The organism is Desulfatibacillum alkenivorans DSM 16219 (genome assembly GCF_900142135.1).
Lineage (GTDB): Bacteria > Desulfobacterota > Desulfobacteria > Desulfobacterales > Desulfatibacillaceae > Desulfatibacillum > Desulfatibacillum alkenivorans.
The window spans coordinates 459,339-476,234 of record NZ_FQZU01000001.1; the positions used below are offsets into that span (position 1 = coordinate 459,339).

16 protein-coding genes are annotated in these 16,896 nt (G+C 56.6%); 14 read left to right on the forward strand and 2 right to left on the reverse strand.

Annotation, left to right across the window (positions count from 1 at the left end; translation table 11 throughout):
* Position 1: 1 nt before the first annotated feature.
* Both BUE18_RS01830 and BUE18_RS01835 read right to left on the reverse strand, forming a co-directional pair.
* Positions 2–601: a DUF3786 domain-containing protein gene (locus BUE18_RS01830; protein WP_073472254.1), complete on the reverse strand. Its 600-nt coding sequence runs from the start codon at positions 599–601 to the stop codon at positions 2–4.
* Complete coding sequence (locus BUE18_RS01835; RefSeq protein ID WP_073472350.1) at positions 598–984, reverse strand: inorganic pyrophosphatase Ppa; 387 nt, start codon at positions 982–984, stop codon at positions 598–600. The genes BUE18_RS01830 and BUE18_RS01835 overlap by 4 nt, the downstream gene beginning before the upstream one ends.
* A 428-nt stretch (positions 985–1,412) precedes the next feature.
* On the opposite strand from BUE18_RS01835, the gene BUE18_RS01840 reads away from it, so the two are divergent.
* From BUE18_RS01840 to BUE18_RS01905, 14 genes are all read left to right on the forward strand, one after another.
* Positions 1,413–2,714: a phenylacetate--CoA ligase family protein gene (locus tag BUE18_RS01840; protein ID WP_073472256.1), complete on the forward strand. Its 1,302-nt coding sequence runs from the start codon at positions 1,413–1,415 to the stop codon at positions 2,712–2,714.
* A 15-nt stretch (positions 2,715–2,729) separates the two neighbouring features.
* Positions 2,730–3,161 carry an ACT domain-containing protein gene (locus BUE18_RS01845; RefSeq protein ID WP_073472258.1) on the forward strand — a complete coding sequence of 144 codons (432 nt, stop codon included), beginning with the start codon at positions 2,730–2,732 and terminating at the stop codon, positions 3,159–3,161.
* Positions 3,162–3,206: 45 nt separating this feature from the next.
* On the forward strand, positions 3,207–4,364 hold the full coding sequence (locus tag BUE18_RS01850; RefSeq protein ID WP_139264580.1) for an ABC transporter substrate-binding protein: 1,158 nt from the start codon (positions 3,207–3,209) through the stop codon (positions 4,362–4,364).
* Positions 4,365–4,520: 156 nt separating this feature from the next.
* Positions 4,521–5,399, forward strand: a complete 879-nt coding sequence (locus BUE18_RS01855; RefSeq protein WP_244549261.1) for a branched-chain amino acid ABC transporter permease — start codon at positions 4,521–4,523, stop codon at positions 5,397–5,399.
* Between the two features lie 25 nt (positions 5,400–5,424).
* Positions 5,425–6,417, forward strand: a complete 993-nt coding sequence (locus BUE18_RS01860; RefSeq protein WP_083610698.1) for a branched-chain amino acid ABC transporter permease — start codon at positions 5,425–5,427, stop codon at positions 6,415–6,417.
* Positions 6,374–7,153, forward strand: a complete 780-nt coding sequence (locus BUE18_RS01865) for an ABC transporter ATP-binding protein (RefSeq protein WP_073472259.1) — start codon at positions 6,374–6,376, stop codon at positions 7,151–7,153. Before BUE18_RS01860 ends, BUE18_RS01865 begins: the two co-directional genes overlap by 44 nt.
* A 471-nt stretch (positions 7,154–7,624) precedes the next feature.
* Positions 7,625–8,368, forward strand: a complete 744-nt coding sequence (locus BUE18_RS01870; RefSeq protein ID WP_073472261.1) for an ABC transporter ATP-binding protein — start codon at positions 7,625–7,627, stop codon at positions 8,366–8,368.
* Between the two features lies 1 nt (position 8,369).
* On the forward strand, positions 8,370–9,656 hold the full coding sequence (locus BUE18_RS01875; protein ID WP_073472263.1) for a phenylacetate--CoA ligase family protein: 1,287 nt from the start codon (positions 8,370–8,372) through the stop codon (positions 9,654–9,656).
* Positions 9,657–9,698: 42 nt separating this feature from the next.
* Positions 9,699–10,130 carry an ACT domain-containing protein gene (locus BUE18_RS01880; protein WP_012610834.1) on the forward strand — a complete coding sequence of 144 codons (432 nt, stop codon included), beginning with the start codon at positions 9,699–9,701 and terminating at the stop codon, positions 10,128–10,130.
* A gap of 90 nt (positions 10,131–10,220) precedes the next feature.
* A complete protein-coding gene (locus tag BUE18_RS01885; RefSeq protein ID WP_073472264.1) occupies positions 10,221–10,595 on the forward strand; it encodes a PilZ domain-containing protein in 375 nt (124 codons plus the stop codon).
* Between the two features lie 73 nt (positions 10,596–10,668).
* Positions 10,669–12,066, forward strand: coding sequence for a nucleotide sugar dehydrogenase (locus BUE18_RS01890; RefSeq protein ID WP_073472266.1), 1,398 nt, complete (start codon positions 10,669–10,671; stop codon positions 12,064–12,066).
* A complete protein-coding gene (locus BUE18_RS01895) occupies positions 12,063–13,781 on the forward strand; it encodes a bifunctional sulfate adenylyltransferase/adenylylsulfate kinase (RefSeq protein WP_073472268.1) in 1,719 nt (572 codons plus the stop codon). The genes BUE18_RS01890 and BUE18_RS01895 overlap by 4 nt, the downstream gene beginning before the upstream one ends.
* A gap of 62 nt (positions 13,782–13,843) precedes the next feature.
* Positions 13,844–14,851: an NAD-dependent epimerase gene (locus tag BUE18_RS01900; protein WP_073472270.1), complete on the forward strand. Its 1,008-nt coding sequence runs from the start codon at positions 13,844–13,846 to the stop codon at positions 14,849–14,851.
* A gap of 79 nt (positions 14,852–14,930) precedes the next feature.
* Positions 14,931–16,604: a nucleotide sugar dehydrogenase gene (locus BUE18_RS01905; RefSeq protein WP_211482774.1), complete on the forward strand. Its 1,674-nt coding sequence runs from the start codon at positions 14,931–14,933 to the stop codon at positions 16,602–16,604.
* Positions 16,605–16,896: the final 292 nt, after the last annotated feature.

The window sequence follows — 16,896 nt, forward strand, 5'->3', positions numbered from 1 at the left end:
TTTACAGCAAGTTTAAAATCGTCCGGGAGGTGTATTCTCCCACGTCTGCCAGCCCGTCCGTGGGCATATGACTTCCAGCGTTGTTGGAAAACAAGCATGTAACGGAAGCAGGAAAATCATCGTCCGGCAAGTAAAAAATGTAGCACAGGCGGATTTTCGGCAAAGGCTGGACCACCATGGAAAAATCGCCCGGCATATCGTCCGGTCCGGCGGTCCCGTCCAGCTTCTCCAGAATCCCGTCCAGCCTGGCTTTGATGGCCTCCACCTTGGGGACCAGGATGTTTTCCGTATGCGTGGCGAAAGCCCCTGCGTAGGGCATGCTGTCGTCCATTTCCTTGAAAGCCTTGAAGGGCTGCTCCTTCATGGGCGTTTCCACGGCGTGAAGCGCATAGAGCGAGACCACCACCCCGGAGGGATCGGTCAGGGGCCGGCCGTCCAGAGAAATGCCTTCGGGGGTGATGACGCACTGGCCTCCAAAAGCCTTGAACAGGATTGCGTCGCCGTTCCTTTCCGCCCCAATGGCCGCTTCGGCGTTTCTGGTTTCGTTCTTGTACAGGGCGTTAATATTATCCAGAATGATAGCCGCGTAATTTCCGCTCATATACCGTTGTCCTCTTTGATCAGCCATCCGTGGGGGATGCCTGCTTCCTTCATTTTTTGCCTGGTGTCCTCCACCACAAAGGGCGTGGCGCGGACGGCCAGGCTGCCTTTGCGCACCCAGATGCGAACCATGGTCACGCTCTCCCCCTCCGAATTGACCAGGCTGGGGAGCTTCTCCGCATGATCGATATCCGCCATGGCGAACTCATAATAAAAAGTATTGGACGAAAACGGGTCCACGATCAAAATCAATTTTTCCGAGTCCAGGGAGTGCTTTTGGGGCGCTCCGGTATAAGGGACGTGGGTTGCCGGAAGGTTCCTGACTTTTTTATATGGTTCAATTTCGTACTTGGCGGCTTTTTCCAGCAAAGTTTTTACGGTCATGATGTCCTCCACAATCAACAATGAGAAAATGAAAACAAACATGGGCGCAATGGCTTGGCGATATCACAAGGGGGAAATCCTGGCAAGGCCGGCGGAACACCCCTCCATTTTTTTCTTGACAGAGCCTTTTGCTCCTGGTATCGAACCGTTAACCTTAATGGTTATTTATAAAACATATAGCTACGAATCGGGCGGCAGATGTCTGGTATCTTTTTTTTCTTTTTTTATTTTACCAGGTCTGCTCGTGAGATGGCAACATGATCAATAACTGACAGATTGCCAGCCACGGGTAGACAGCACGCCTCCCGTGGCTATGTAGTAGTTTATTATAGGCCGTGGGAAGCTAATCCCACGGCCTTTTTGCATTTTAAGGGTTTTAAACGTTTAACAAACCCATGTTTCATGGGCGACGAAGGAGGACTAAGGGTATGATTTTTAACATGGAATTTGAAACGCTTCCCAGGGAGGCTATTGAAGCCATCCAGTTGCGCAGGCTCAAGGCGGTAGTGGAAAGAGCCTACAACAATGTGCCTTTTTATCGGAAAAAATACGATGAAGCGGGCATAAAGCCAGCCGATATCCAGAAGCTGGAGGACATCCAAAAACTGCCCTTCACCACCAAGCAGGACCTTCGCGACAACTACCCCTTCGGCATGTTCGCCGTACCCATGGACAACGTGGTGCGCATCCACGCTTCCTCCGGAACCACCGGCCAGCCCACGGTGGTCGGCTACACGGCCCGCGACATCTCCACCTGGGCCGAGCTCATGGCCCGTTCCCTGCAAGCCGGCGGCGCCACCCGGGACGACATCATTCACAATGCCTACGGCTACGGTTTGTTCACCGGCGGCCTGGGCGTGCATTACGGCGCGGAATGCCTGGGCGCCTCGGTCATTCCCATTTCCGGCGGCATGACCGAACGCCAGGTGCTGATCATGAAGGATTTCCGTCCTTCCATCCTCACATGCACCCCGTCCTACGCCCTCCATCTGGCCGAAGCCGCCGTGGAAAACGGCATGGACTTCGCCGATTTCAACTTCCGCGCAGGCATCTTCGGCGCCGAGCCCTGGTCTGAAGCCATGCGTCAGGAAATCGAGAAGAAGCTGCATCTCTCCGCGGTGGACATCTACGGCCTCTCCGAAGTTCTGGGGCCAGGCGTGGCCATGGAATGCCAGGAGGCCAAAGCCGGCCTGCACGTGTGGGAAGACCATTTCATCCCTGAAATCATCAATCCGGACACGGAAAAGAACGTGGCCGCCGGAGAAACCGGCGAGCTGATTTTCACCAGCCTGACCAAAGAGGCTTTCCCGGTCATTCGTTACAGAACCCGCGACATCTCCAGCCTCAACTACAGCCCTTGCGTATGCGGACGCACCCATGTGCGCATGAACCGCGTCAGCGGCCGCACCGACGACATGCTCATCATCCGGGGCGTGAACGTGTTCCCCTCCCAGATCGAGTCCGTGCTCATGGAAGTCTCCCAGGTGGAGCCCCATTACCAATTGGTAGTGGACCGGGAAGGCGCCATGGACACCCTTACCGTCAAGGTGGAAGTGGGCGAAGGCTTTTTCTCCGACGAAGTCAAGCAGCTCCAGAGCCTGCAGGCCGAAATCGCCGGCCACATCAAGGAGCTTTTGGGCGTGTCCGTCAAGGTCAAGCTGGTGGAGCCCAAAACCATTGCGCGCAGCCAGGGCAAGGCCGTTCGCGTCATCGACAACCGCAAAATTTAAGCCAGGAGGCTAATTATGTTTGCAGATCAAATTTCCGTGTTTCTCGAGAATAAAGCAGGCAGGCTGGCGGAGGTCACCAAAACCCTGGCCGGCGCCTCCGTCAATATCCGGGCCCTTTCCCTGGCCGACACCTCGGACTTCGGCATTCTCCGCCTGATCGTGGATAACAACGACAAAGCGGAATCCGCCCTGAAAGAGGCCGGCTTCACCGTGCGCACCACCCGGGTGGTCGCCGTGGAAGTTTCGGACAAGCCAGGCGGCCTGATGAGCATCCTGGAGTTTTTGGATTCCAAGCAGATCAACGTGGAATACATGTACGCGTTCGTGCGCCAAAGGCACGACAACGCGGTCATGATTTTCCGGTTCGACAACACCGACAGCGCCGTGGAAGCGCTGACTTCGGAAGGTTTTGCAGTGATCAAAGGAGATGAGTTGTACACCATGTAGTTAACCCATAAGCAGTTAACCCAAACGACCCAACAAGGAGGCGGCATGAAAGCAGGAAAGATGAAAACATTGGCGACATTGGCAGTTTGCATTGTATTGGCGGGCTTGGTATTTGCGCCTGGAGCTTTTGCGAAAGACACATACAAGATCGGCGGCATCTTTTCCGTGACAGGCGGAGCTTCCTTTTTGGGCGCCCCTGAAAAAATGAGCATGCAGATGGTGGTGGACCAGATCAACGCCGCCGGCGGCATTGACGGCCACATGCTGGAAGCCGTGATCTACGACACCAAGGGCGATCCCACCGAAGCGGTCAACTTCGCCAACAAGCTGATCAACAAGGACAGGGTCCTGGCCATCGTCGGCCCCAGCACCACCCCCACCACCATGGCGGTGATTCCCCTGTGCGTGCGCGCCCGGCTGCCTTTGATCAGCTGCGCCGCTGGCAACGGGATCGTCAACCCCATCCAGCCTTACGTGTTCAAAACCGCTCAGAGCGACATCCAGGCCGTGGCGACCATCTATGCCTACATGAAAGAGCAGGGCATGAAAAAAATCGCTATCCTGTGCGTGGATAACGGGTTTGGCGCCAGCGGCGCCGTGCAACTGCGCGAGCAGGCCGCCAAGTTCGGCCTGGAAGTGGTCAGCGATGAAAGCTACGGCGGAAAAGACACCGACATGACCGCCCAGCTCACCAAGGCCCGCAAGGCCGCCCCCGACGCTCTGGTCTGCTGGGGAACCAACCCCGGACCCGCGGTCGTCGCCAAGAACGCCCAGCAGCTCAAGCTGGACTTTCCCCTGTTCATGAGCCACGGCGTGGCTTCCCCCAAGTTCATTGACATTGCCGGAGACGCCTGCGAGGGCATCATGCTGCCTACGGGCGCCGTGCTCATCGCCGACACCCTGGCCGCTGACTACCATCAGAAAGCCGCTCTGGACAAATACATCAGCGATTACAAAAACGCTTACAATGCCGGCGTTTCCGGCTTCGGGGGATACGCCTACGACGCCATGAAGATTCTGGAAATCGCCCTTAAGGGAACCAACGGCGACAAAGCCAAAATCCGCGACAACATCGAAGCCATTCAGGGTTACATCGGCGTAACCGGCACGTTCAACTTCTCCCCCACGGAGCACAACGGCCTGGGCGCCGACTCCTTCCTCATGGTGGAGATCGCCGATGGAACCTGGAAGGTTATGAAATAATTAACCATGCCGGAATAATCCCCCCGGAGACGGGGGGATTTTTTCAGTGCATTCCATCGTGAAATATGGTAGCACCCCAAGGGGAGGCTCGCCCATGCTGCGGCCTCCCCTCTAAATTATAATCAAAATATTTTCAGTATATTTGGACAATCCGCCATGATGCAGGAACTCTTACAGTATCTGTTCGGAGGCATCACGAACGGCGCTATATACGCCGTTATTGCTCTGGGCTTTTCCACCTTGTACAGCGCCACGGACCTGATTAACTTCGCCCAGGGCGAGTTCGTCATGCTCGGGGCTTTGCTGCTGGTCACCCTGTGGCTGAACCTGGGCCTGCCCCTGCCTTTGGCCTTTGTGCTTGTGGTGCTGGCCGTAGGGCTGGCGGGAATCATCTTTGAGCGGCTGGCCATTCGCACGGTGAGCAAGCCCGACCCCATTGTCTTGGTGATCATCACCGTGGGCGCCTCGATTTTCCTGCGGGGACTCGGCATGGTGGGGTGGGGCAGGGACCCCCTGGCCATTCCCTCCTTTTTCAAGCTGGATTCCATTGAAATCGCCGGCGCCTACTTGCTGCCCCAAAGCCTGTTTATCGTCATTACAGTCACAATTCTGGTGGCGGCTCTGACCTTTTTCTATAAAAAGACCCTGACCGGCAAGGCCATGAGCGCCTGCGCCATCAATAAAAAGGCTGCCTCCCTGCTGGGAATCGGCACGGAACGCATGACCCTGATGGCTTTCGCCCTGGCCACCGGCCTGGGCGCCGTGGCCGGCGTTATGATTGCGCCCATCACCATGGCCACTTACGACATGGGCTCCATGCTGGGCCTGAAAGGCTTTTGCGCCGCCATGCTGGGCGGCTTGGGAAGCCTGTGGGGCGCTTTGATCGGCGGCCTGCTTTTGGGCATAGCCGAAGCCTTGGGGGTGGGGTTTGTGTCTTCGGGCCTGAAAGACGCCATCGCCTTTTTACTTTTATTACTCATCCTGTACATCCGGCCCACGGGCATCCTGGGAGCAAAGTCCAGCCATCGGTTCTGATGCGCCCGCGGCTGCGAAGGCCGGAATGAATGAAAACTGGTTTGACGCCATGAAACAATCTTGGAAAAAAGGCTTGGCCTTCTTCGTCTTTGCAGGCGTGATTTTTTTCGCCGGGCTTTTCCTGGACAATTATTTTTATCAACAGCAGCTCACGTTCATCGGCATATTCACCCTGCTCGCCGTGGGGCTGAACATGCTCATGGGCTACGCCGGGCAGATTTCCCTGGGGCACGCGGCATTTTACGGCATCGGAGCCTATACCACGGGCGCCCTCACCGTGCACCTGGGGTGGTCCCCCTGGGCATCCCTGCCATGCGCCCTGGCCGCGTCCGGAATCATCGCCTACATCGTGGGCAAGCCGACCTTAAAACTTTCGGGCTACTACCTGGGCATGGGAACCCTTGGGTTCGGCATGATCATGCATGTCCTTTTCCGGGAGTGGGGAAGCATCACCGGCGGCCCCAACGGACTCGTGGGCATCCCCTCCCTCAGCCTGTGGGGGATAGACCTTTCCACCGGCCGCAATTATCTGTGGGTGGTGTGGGGCTGCGTGCTCATAACCTTCTTTATTTGCGACCGCCTGGTGAACTCCCGCGTGGGACGAGCCTTGCGGGCCATTCACTTCAGCGAGCAGGCGGCCTCCGCAGTCGGTGTGGATACGGCCAAAGCCAAGCTGCAGGTCTTTGTGTTCAGCGCCATAATCGCCGCATTGGCCGGTTTTTTGTACGCCCATCTGGTCATGTTCATCAGCCCCGGCAGCTTTAACTTTCTGGTTTCCGTCAAGTTGGTGGCCATGGTGGTCATCGGCGGCATGGCGAGCATCTGGGGCGCCTTGCTGGGCTCGACCCTGCTGACCATGCTGCCTGAATGGCTGCACGCGTTTTCCGATTATGAAATGGTAATTTACGGGGGCATCCTCATGGGCGTGATGATTTTTCTGCCCCAGGGACTTACCCGGGGAGTATTGGATATCTATGAAAAATTCCGGATCGAACGAAAACAGCCTGCTAAGGATTGAGAACGCTTCCATATCCTTTGGGGGCGTCAAAGCGGTCCGGGACGTGTCTTTTGAAGTGCAAAAAGGCGCGATCCAGGCGCTTATCGGCCCCAACGGCGCCGGCAAGACCACGCTTTTCAACCTGATTACCGGGGTATTCCCCCTGGATTCGGGCCACATTTATTTTCAGGGCCAGGACGCCGCCAAACGGAAAAACTTCCAGAGGGTGTCCATGGGCATAGCCCGAACCTTTCAGAACGTGGAATTGTTCACCGGAATGACCGTCCTGGAAAACGTCATGGTGGGCCAGCACGTGCGCACCAAAACAGGCTTTTTGGGCGCCATCGCCAGACTGCCCAAATCCAGGCGCGAAGAAGCGGAAATCCGCGAAAAAGCCATGCATTGGCTGAAATTCGTGGGGCTGGACCATGCGGCGGACAGCAGGGCCGGAGACCTGGCATTCGGATGGCAGCGCTCCGTGGAAATCGCCCGGGCTTTGGCTTCCGAGCCCCAACTCCTGCTCTTGGACGAACCGGCTGCCGGGTTGAACGCCAACGAAACCGGCCAGTTGGGGGATCTCATGCGCCAGATCAGGGACCTTGGCGTGACCCTGCTTCTGGTGGAGCACGACATGAGCCTGACCATGGAAATTTCGGACCGCATTGTGGTATTGGACCAGGGCGCCAAGCTGTCCGAAGGCGCGCCCCGGGAAGTCCAGGCGGACGAAAAGGTCATCGCCGCCTATCTGGGGACCTAGGGAATGGGGTCAAATCTACGTTTGACGTTTGAGACCCGGCAAGGCGGGCTTTTAGGGAGCTGATGGGTGATTTTTGTTGGGTTTCGCAGGCTCAACCCAACCTACGTCGCAACAAGCAAAGCTGTAGGTTGGGTTGCGAAGTCCGGCTATGCCGTTACAAGGCGCCAATAATGCTATTGGACTTCAAACCCAACATGAAAGGGTTCATGGGACCAAATTGCTTGAAATAGAAGCGGCAAGGGATCATTTTGTTTGGGTTTCGCAGGCTCAACCCAACCTATATGGCGCCAAGCAAATCCGTTGGGTGGTTCTGCGCAAGAGGACATTTGCTTAGGAAGGCATTTATCCTTCTTTCAATGGCAAATATGATCCATTTATGATCACGCGCAGGTTCGCCCAACAAAATGATGGATATAAAACCGGGCGTCACCCGCCCGGCAATAATACGGCCCATCTGGGGCTGGAGGCAAAATGCTTCAAATTAGAAATCTCAAATGCTATTATGGGGGCATACGGGCCTTGTCCGGGGTAAGCCTTTCGGTCTCCCAGGGGGAATTGGTGGCCCTGATCGGCGCCAATGGAGCGGGAAAAAGCACCCTGCTCCAGGCCGTTTGCGGCCTGTTGCCCTCCTGGGAAGGGGAGATCCAGTTTGACGGAAAATCCCTGACGGGCCTCAAACCGCCGGCCATCGTGGCCCGGGGCGTCTCCATGGTTCCGGAGGGAAGGCTCATCTTTCCGCCTCTGTCGGTGCTGGACAACCTGAAATTGGGGGCTTATTTGCGTTCCCGCCAAAAGGACCATGCAGGCGTTCAGCAGGACCTGGAAAAGATGCTGGACCTTTTTCCCGTCCTGCGGGAGCGGGCCAGGCAAAACGCGGGCACCCTGTCCGGCGGCGAGCAGCAGATGCTGGCCGTGGGCAGGGCGCTTATGGCCAACCCCAGGCTTTTGCTTCTGGACGAGCCTTCCATGGGCCTGGCGCCCCTGGTGGTTCGCAAAATATTCGACACCCTCACCGAATTGAGAAAGACGGGCCTGACCATTCTGATTGTCGAGCAAAACGCCCAGGCCGCCCTGGAAATTGCGGATCGCGGCTATGTGTTGGAAACCGGCCGCATGGTCCTGGCCGGAGAAGCCTCCCAGTTATTGGAGGATAAAGAGGTCAAGCGGGCGTATTTGGGAAAAGATTATTCCAAGTTTTACGAAGGGAGAGGATAATATGGCCGTCCCTGGTTTTCCTGAGAATCCGGATTCACAGCAAAGATCCCAACATCAATTGGAGCGTTTGCAGGAAACCCTTAATCGCGCCTACCGCAGCGTTCCTTTTTACCAGGCGGCGTTTAAGGAAAAGAATATAGACCCTCTGGACGTTGGCGGCCTGGAGGATCTGGCCAAGCTCCCTTTCACCGAGCGCAGGCATTTGGCCGAAAACTATCCTTACGGGCTGTTCGCCGTGCCGCTTCGCGACATTGTGCGCATTCACACCGCTCCCGGCGAAGGCCAGGCGCCTTCGGTTTCGGGATATACGGCCCAGGACCTGGACCTTTGGAGAGGCCTGGTGGCCCGCGCCCTGGCGGCGGCCGGAGTCAACGCCAACGACATCATGCAGATTTTTCTGGATCCCGGCCTGGCCTCCTGGGGCAGGGGATACAAGGACGGCGCCGAGGAACTGGAGGCCAGCGTGATTCCGCTGACCGCCCTTCCTCTGGAAAAGCAGCAGATGGTTTTGAAGGATTACAAAACCTCCGTGGTGGTGACCACGCCCTCCTCGGCCGAGGAATTGTGCCAGGGGCTGTACGCCAAGGGCATCAATCCCAACGAACTGGCCTTGAAAACCCTGATTTTCGCGGGCGAGCCCATAACCCTGGAAGACAGAAAGGTCATCGCCGGCAAACTCCACGTGGACACCTGGGTGCATTACGGCCTGTCCGAAGTTCCGGGACCGGCCATCGCCTTTGAATGCAAGGCCCATGAGGGCCTTCACGTGAGCGAAGATCATTTTTATCCCGAAATCATCAACCCCTCCACCGGAGAGCCCGCCGCTCCCGGAGAGGAAGGCGAATTGGTCCTCACAACCCTTACCACACGGGCTTTTCCCCTGATTCGCTTCCGCACCGGGGACCGGGTTTCGTATATCCAGGAGCCATGCTCCTGCGGCCGCACCCTGTGCCGGATTAACTGGCATCAGGAGCGCACGGACAATATTGTTGTCATTAAGGGCGTAAAAGTGCATCATGCACAAGTGATGGCCCACATCAGCAAGGCCTTGGGCTTTACCCCGACCTGCTGCCGTCTGCTGGCGGGCAAAAAAGGCGACAGGGTGGGGCTGGAGGTTTGGCTGGGTATGGACGAAACCATTTTTTCCGACGAAATCAAGGAGTTGGAGAAAGTGGTGGATAACGTGGAAAACGCCCTGATTCAGGAGCTTGGCATTACCGCCCGCGTGCGTTTGGCGGAAGGCGAAGTGGAGTGCGCTGAGCCCGGAAGACGGGAAGTGGCGCCCTGAAGAAAAATCGGTTATGAATGATCCGGCCACAGGAGGTTTTTTATGCAGGCTGAACAGATTTCCATCTTTATTGAAAATAAGGCGGGCAGATTAGCGGAAGTAGCCAGAATTCTATCGGATTCCGACGTAAACATCAGGGCCTTGTCCCTGGCCGATACATCCGACTTCGGCGTGTTGCGTTTAATTGTCAATCATACGTCCCGCGCCCGGGACGTGCTTAAGGACAACGGTTTTACGGTGCGCCGCACCTCGGTGGCGGCCGTGGAAGTGATGGACCAACCCGGCGGCCTGCTGGCTGTTCTGGACCTGTTGAACGGCGCCGGCGTTAACATCGAATACATGTACGCTTATGCAAATCCTCCCGGAGGCAATGCGGTCATGATTTTCCGCTTCGACCGCATGGAAGACGCCATTGAACTCCTGAAGAATAATAATATGAGGATATTGGAAGCCGAAGAACTTTCCGGCATATAGCAGGATAAATCCCCTTGATTCCCAGTTATGCACCTGATAAGGATAAGGCTTATCTTTACACATAATTTCGGAGTCACAGGAGGCATCCTAATGAGCGGGAAGGAACGCAGGCGCCACAGGCGTCACAAAACCCCGGACAGTTGTTTCGCCGCTCTCCGTGCGGAGTCAACAACTGTCGGACGCATACGGGATATCAGCAAAGGCGGCCTGTCTTTTGAATACCTGGAAGACGTGGACGCCCCAGTCCCCTGGCACGGCGGGGAGAGCGTGGATCTTTTTATGGCCGGCGGCGGCCTTTTTGTGCGTCAAATTCCCTGCCAGACCGTGCGGGACAATCTGGCCGCACACGACGGCCTGACCTTTTCAGGCCTTGGGGTCCGGCGCCGCGGCTTGCAATTTGAAGAACTGAACGAACAGGCCTCCGGCGAAGTGGAGGCCTATATCGCCCTGTGCTCCAGGGATTGAATGACGCACGCTGGGGGGCTGTGTTCATTTTTGGAGCCGTAACCAAGGACAAGCTATTTGGGACTAAGAGTTTATGACGGATTTTGAAAAGAAGATTTTGTGCATCGGAGCCGGCTATGTCGGCGGCCCCACCATGGCGATGATCGCCCTCAAGTGCCCCCAGTACAAAGTGCATGTGGTGGATATCAACCCGGACCGCATCGACGCCTGGAATTCCCAGGAACTGCCCATTTACGAGCCGGGCCTGGAAGAAGTGGTTTTTGAAGCCCGGGGAAGGAACCTGTTTTTTTCCACGGACATCCAGGAAGGCATTGAAGAAGCGGACATCATTTTCGTCAGCGTCAACACCCCGACGAAAACCTTCGGCGAGGGCGCAGGCATGGCGGCCGACCTTCAATATTGGGAAAAAACCGCCCGCCAGATCCTGGAGTGCTCCAAATCCCCCAAGATCATCGTGGAAAAAAGCACCGTGCCCGTGCGCACGGCCCAGGCCATGGAACGCATCCTGGGAACCGACGGATCAGGCAAGTTCCAGGTGCTTTCCAATCCCGAGTTTCTGGCCGAGGGCACGGCCATTGAAGATTTAAAATGCCCGGACCGGGTGTTGATCGGCTCCCGGCTCACGGAAGAAGGCCTGAAAGCCCGGGATGAACTGGTCTCCATTTACGCCAACTGGGTGCCCAAGGAAAATATCGTCACCTCCGACACCTGGAGCAGCGAGCTCTCCAAACTGGTGGCCAACGCCTTTCTGGCCCAGCGAATTTCGTCCATCAACGCCATTTCCGCTTTATGCGAAAAAACCGGCGCCGACGTCAGCCGGGTGGCTTACGCCGTTGGCAAGGACGGCAGGATCGGCGACAAGTTCCTCAAGTCCAGCGTGGGATTCGGAGGCTCCTGCTTTAAAAAGGACATCCTGAACCTGGTGTATCTGTGCCGCAGCTACGGCCTCCAGGAAGTGGCGGATTACTGGGAGCAGGTGGTCAAGATCAACGAGTACCAGAAGGAACGCTTTGTCCTGAACATGCTTCACACCATGTTCGACACCCTGGCCGGCAAGAGGATCTGCCTCCTTGGCTTTGCATTCAAGGCCGACACCGGCGACACCCGCGAAACCCCGGGCATCTACATCGCCCAGCGCCTCGCCGAGGAGCATTGCCGGGTTGTGGTTTCCGACCCCCAGGCTTTGGACAACGCCAAAATTGACCTCAAAGATTTGGGAGACGCGGTAAGCTACGTGGAAGACCCCTACGAAGCGGCCGCAGACTGCGACGCCCTGGCGGTTCTCACCGAGTGGAATCTTTATAAAGAATTGGATTACACTAAAATATACAACAGCATGACCAAACCCGCTTTTGTGTTTGACGGCAGGAACATTCTGGATCATCAGGCGCTGCATGACATCGGCTTCAATGTATTTCCTATTGGTAAGCCCGCGCTTACCCATTACCGGATGAATGGGCGGACAAGATGAGCAATCCCCTGATCGGAGCGCCCCATGGCGGGGAACTGGTTGACCTGATTGTTTCGGAAAGCCGGGCGGAGGAACTGCGCGAGCTTTCTCTGGATATGGAAAGCGTGGTCCTTACGGACCCGCAGCTTTCGGACCTGGAGCTTTTGGCCAACGGCGCATACTCCCCGTTGACGGGCTTCATGTGTAAAAACGATTGCCGGCAGGTTCTGGAAACCATGCGGTTGTCGGACGGCCTGCTCTGGCCCATCCCCATTTGCCTGGACGTGCAGGAGGATGCGGCCGCCAATCTTTCCGTGGGCCAAACCGTTGCTTTGCGCGACGCCGAGGGCTTCATGCCCGCGGTCATGCACATTAAAGACATATGGCCTGTGGATCGCCAGGCCTATGCGCAAGGCGTGTTCGGAACGGCGGATCCGGCTCACCCGGGCGTGGATCGCATGTTTAACACCATGGGAAGCCACTTTATAGGCGGGGACGTGGAGGTTCTCACCCTGCCGCTGCGTTTTGGATTCCGCAGGCTTCGCCACACGCCCCAGGAAATCCGCACCTTGTTCAAAAAATTGGGGTGGCGCAGCGTAGTCGCCTTTCACACGGAAAAAGTGCTGCACCGGCCTGACTACGAGCAAACCATCCGGGCCATGGCCCACGCCCGGGCCAATTTGCTGCTGCACCCGGTCATCGGCAGAATCCGCCCCGGCGATATGGACACATACACCCGGGTTCGATGTTATTTGGCGGCTTGCCAAAAATACTCACCAGGCTCCATGATCACCCTCAGCCTGCTTCCCTACACCATGCGTTACGCCGGCCCCCGGGAAGCGCTGCTTCACGCAATAATCCGTAAAAATTACGGATGCACCCACTTTATTGTGGCGCCGTGCCACGCCGGCCCGGAAGCCGGCGAGTCCTGCACCGCGTTTTACGATCCGGACGCCGCATTCAGCCTGGCCGCCTCCTACGCCGGAGAGTTGAATCTGTCCGTCTTGCAATTCGAAGATTTGGTCTACGTGGAAGAGGACGGAGCTTATGTGCCTAAAAAAGAGGCCAACGGCCGAAAAATCCGGTCCATGACGGAGGAAGAGTTTATCAAGCGGATTCAGGACGGCAAAAAAGCCCCTGAATGGTTCACATTCCCCGAAGTGGCCAAGGAGATGGAACGATCCTATCCGCCCAAGTCCGTCCAGGGTTTCACTATCTTTTGCACCGGCCTCTCCGGCGCCGGAAAATCCACCATAGCCGGCCTTGTTTGCGCCCGCTTGCAGGAGATGGGCGGCCGCCCCGTCACCTTTTTGGACGGGGATATCGTGCGAAAGAATCTATCCAGCGAGCTGGGCTTTTCCAAGGAGCATCGGGACATCAACGTGCGGCGCATTGGTTTTGTGGCCAGCGAAATCACAAAAAACCGGGGAATCGCCATTTGCGCCCCCATTGCGCCTTACGGGGCCACTCGCAGGCAAATTCGCAGGAATATTGAAACCCACGGCGGATTTATAGAAATCCATGTGGCCACTCCTTTGACCGTTTGCGAAAAAAGAGACCCTAAGGGCTTGTATTCCAAGGCAAGGTCTGGTTTGATCAAGGACTTTACCGGGATCGACGACCCTTACGAGGAGCCCGAACGCCCGGAAGTGACTTTGGATACAACGGATATGACTCCTGAGGAAGCCGCCCAGGAGGTCCTCTTGTATCTGGAACGGACCGGGTACATCCGCTAACCGGTTTGGATCCTAAAACATATTATAGAAGAAAGCCTCGGCTTTCTTGAACGGAATAGTCCATGACGCAACTAATTACCGGCGCTGCCGGATTTATTGGTTTTCATTTAAGCAAACAGCTTTTGGAACAGGGCGAGACGGTTGTGGGCCTGGATAATCTCAACGATTATTACGACCCCCAACTGAAGATGGACCGCCTGAAAATTCTCCAGGATTACGACAAATTTATCTTTGAAAAAGGAGAAATGGCGGACCGGGAATTCATGCCCGCTCTTTTTGAAAAATACGGGTTTGAAAAGGTCACCAACCTGGCCGCGCAGGCCGGGGTGAGATACTCCCTGAAAAATCCCCACTCCTATGTGGACAGCAATCTGGTCGGCTTCACCAATATCCTGGAAGGCTGCCGCCATACCAAGGTCGCGCACCTGGTATTTGCGTCCTCCTCCTCCGTCTACGGCGCCAACACGGACATGCCCTTTTCCGTGCACCAGAACGTGGACCACCCGGTTTCCCTGTACGCCGCTTCCAAAAAGGCCAACGAACTCATGGCTCACGCATACTCCCACCTGTACGGCCTGCCTGTAACGGGGCTCCGGTTTTTCACCGTGTACGGACCTTGGGGACGGCCCGACATGGCTTTATTTCTTTTTACCAAGGCCATTCTGGAGGGCAAGCCCATCAATGTGTTTAACAACGGCGAAATGCAGCGGGATTTCACCTATATAGACGACATCATCCAGGGGGTGGCCAAAGTGTTGGACAACATCCCCGATCCCGACCCGGATTGGATGGGAGACGATCCGGATCCGGCCACTAGCTACACGCCGTACAGGCTGTACAACATCGGCAATAACCAGCCGGTCAAGCTGCTGAAATTCATCGAGTTGATCGAGAACGCCCTGGGCATGAAGGCGGAAAAAAACATGATGCCCATGCAGGCCGGGGATGTTCCCGCAACCTACGCGGATATCGACGATCTCGCCAGGGACGCGGGATACTGGCCTCGCACCTCGGTGGAGGACGGCGTTCGAAACTTCATAAATTGGTACCGGGAGTATTACAAAGTCTGATCACGCTCCCCGTTCGTCAACCCCAGTTATAAACTGAAAAACAAAGCGGCTTACAAGCCGTAATCGCAAGGAAAAGGAAATGCCAGACACCCAAGCACAGGCAAAAGAAATGAATGAGGCCAATGTTTCCGTGTGCCCGGCGGGCGAAGTCTTTCCCCTGCCCACAGAGGCGGAGTACGAGAAGGAATTCGTCAGACTGCAGGAATTGGTAAAGGCCCAAAGGGAAATGGGCCGTGAAATCGTAGTGGTTATGGGCGTGGGCTTCGTCGGCGCCGTCATGGCCGGAGTCGTGGCCGACAGCACCGACAAAAAAAACGGCGAACCCAACAAGTTCGTCATCGGCATGCAGCGCCCTTCAGTCCGCTCTTATTGGAAAATCCCTTACCTGAATCGCGGCGTGGCCCCGGTTGAGGCGGAAGACCCGGAAGTGGCTCCGCTCATCGAACGCTGCGTCAAGGAAAAGAAAACCCTCATCGCCACCTACACCTACGACGCCCTGACCCTGGCCGACGTGGTGGTGGTGGACGTTCAGTGCGATTACGACAAAGAGTCCTTCGGCGACTGCCGGAACGGCAAGGCCGACATCGCCGCCCTGGAAGCCAGTTTGGCTATCATCGGCGAAAAGGTTTCCCCCGACTGCATGGTTTTGATCGAAACCACCGTGCCTCCCGGAACCACCGAGCACGTGGCCTATCCCATCATGAAAAAGGCCTTTGAGAAGCGCGGCCTCAAAGACGCCGAACCCCAACTGGCCCATTCCTTTGAACGGGTCATGCCCGGCCGCGATTACGTGGCCTCCATTCGCGATTTCTGGCGGGTGTGCAGCGGCGTGAACGACACGGCCCGGGCCAAGGTGGAAGCCTTCCTGTCCGACGTGCTCAACGTGGATAAATTTCCCCTGACCGTTCTGGACAGGCCCATTGAAAGCGAAACCTGCAAGATCGTGGAAAACTCTTTCCGGGCCACCATCCTGGCTTTCCTGGACGAGTGGAGCGTGTTTGCGGAGCGCAACGGCGTGGACCTCATCAAGGTCATTAATGCCATCAAGGTGCGCCCGACCCATAACAACCTGATCTTTCCCGGCCCGGGCATCGGCGGATACTGCCTGCCCAAGGACGGCGGTCTGGGCGTGTGGGCTTATCATACGCTCATGGGCTTCGAGGACGACATCTTCAAAATCACGCCCATGGCCATTGACATCAACGACACCCGCTCCTTGCGTGTGGCAAGGCTGGTGCGCGACGGCCTAAGGAACGTAGGCAAGATCGTGGCCGCCTCCCGCATTGTGGTATTGGGCGCCTCGTACCGCGAAGACGTGGGCGACACCCGGTACAGCGGGTCCGAAATCGTGGTGCGCAAGCTGGCTGAAATGGGCGGGGACATGGTCATCCACGATCCCTACGTTACCCATTGGTGGGAGCTGGAAAAGCAGGACACCTATCCGGCCCCCGGCCATTCACGCGCTCGCTTTTTCCGCAACCAGGAAGAGGTCAAGGACCTGCGCATGCACAAGGATCTCCAGGAGGCCCTCAAGGGCGCCGACGCCGTGGTCCTGGCCGTGCGTCATCAGGCATACATGGAACTGACGCCTGACCAAGTGGTGGAGATGGTCGGGGGCCCCACGGTGGTTGTGGATTGCTTCGGCATGCTCGACGACGACAAGATCGCCCGGTATTTTGAGCTTGGCTGCGAGGTCAAGGGCCTGGGCCGCGGGCATGTGAAGCGGATTAAGACCAGGGTGCTGGAAAAGTAATGCATTCATGGGGTCAAATCTACGTTTGACGTGCATTCATGGGGTCAAATCTACGTTTGACGTTTGAGACCTTGCGAGCCGGACTTTTTGAGGCATGATTGTGCATTCATGGGGTCAAATCTACGTTTGACGTTTGAGACCTTGCGAGCCGGACTTTTTGAGGCATGATTGGGTTACGAAGTTCGGCTATGGCGCTTCAAGCTGGCAGTGACGCTGTTGGACTTCAAACCCAACATGAATGCGTTCATGGGGCCGACTTGCTTGAAATAAAAGCGGCAGGGTTTCCCTGCCC

Bases quoted from the DNA above. Each gene is read 5' to 3' on its own strand.
- BUE18_RS01830 (WP_073472254.1), bottom strand. From the start codon at position 601: ATGAGCGGAAATTACGCGGCTATCATTCTGGATAATATTAACGCCCTG.
- BUE18_RS01835 (WP_073472350.1), bottom strand. From the start codon at position 984: ATGACCGTAAAAACTTTGCTGGAAAAAGCCGCCAAGTACGAAATTGAA.
- BUE18_RS01840 (WP_073472256.1), top strand. From the start codon at position 1,413: ATGATTTTTAACATGGAATTTGAAACGCTTCCCAGGGAGGCTATTGAA.
- BUE18_RS01845 (WP_073472258.1), top strand. From the start codon at position 2,730: ATGTTTGCAGATCAAATTTCCGTGTTTCTCGAGAATAAAGCAGGCAGG.
- BUE18_RS01850 (WP_139264580.1), top strand. From the start codon at position 3,207: ATGAAAGCAGGAAAGATGAAAACATTGGCGACATTGGCAGTTTGCATT.
- BUE18_RS01855 (WP_244549261.1), top strand. From the start codon at position 4,521: ATGATGCAGGAACTCTTACAGTATCTGTTCGGAGGCATCACGAACGGC.
- BUE18_RS01860 (WP_083610698.1), top strand. From the start codon at position 5,425: ATGAATGAAAACTGGTTTGACGCCATGAAACAATCTTGGAAAAAAGGC.
- BUE18_RS01865 (WP_073472259.1), top strand. From the start codon at position 6,374: ATGAAAAATTCCGGATCGAACGAAAACAGCCTGCTAAGGATTGAGAAC.
- BUE18_RS01870 (WP_073472261.1), top strand. From the start codon at position 7,625: ATGCTTCAAATTAGAAATCTCAAATGCTATTATGGGGGCATACGGGCC.
- BUE18_RS01875 (WP_073472263.1), top strand. From the start codon at position 8,370: ATGGCCGTCCCTGGTTTTCCTGAGAATCCGGATTCACAGCAAAGATCC.
- BUE18_RS01880 (WP_012610834.1), top strand. From the start codon at position 9,699: ATGCAGGCTGAACAGATTTCCATCTTTATTGAAAATAAGGCGGGCAGA.
- BUE18_RS01885 (WP_073472264.1), top strand. From the start codon at position 10,221: ATGAGCGGGAAGGAACGCAGGCGCCACAGGCGTCACAAAACCCCGGAC.
- BUE18_RS01890 (WP_073472266.1), top strand. From the start codon at position 10,669: ATGACGGATTTTGAAAAGAAGATTTTGTGCATCGGAGCCGGCTATGTC.
- BUE18_RS01895 (WP_073472268.1), top strand. From the start codon at position 12,063: ATGAGCAATCCCCTGATCGGAGCGCCCCATGGCGGGGAACTGGTTGAC.
- BUE18_RS01900 (WP_073472270.1), top strand. From the start codon at position 13,844: ATGACGCAACTAATTACCGGCGCTGCCGGATTTATTGGTTTTCATTTA.
- BUE18_RS01905 (WP_211482774.1), top strand. From the start codon at position 14,931: ATGCCAGACACCCAAGCACAGGCAAAAGAAATGAATGAGGCCAATGTT.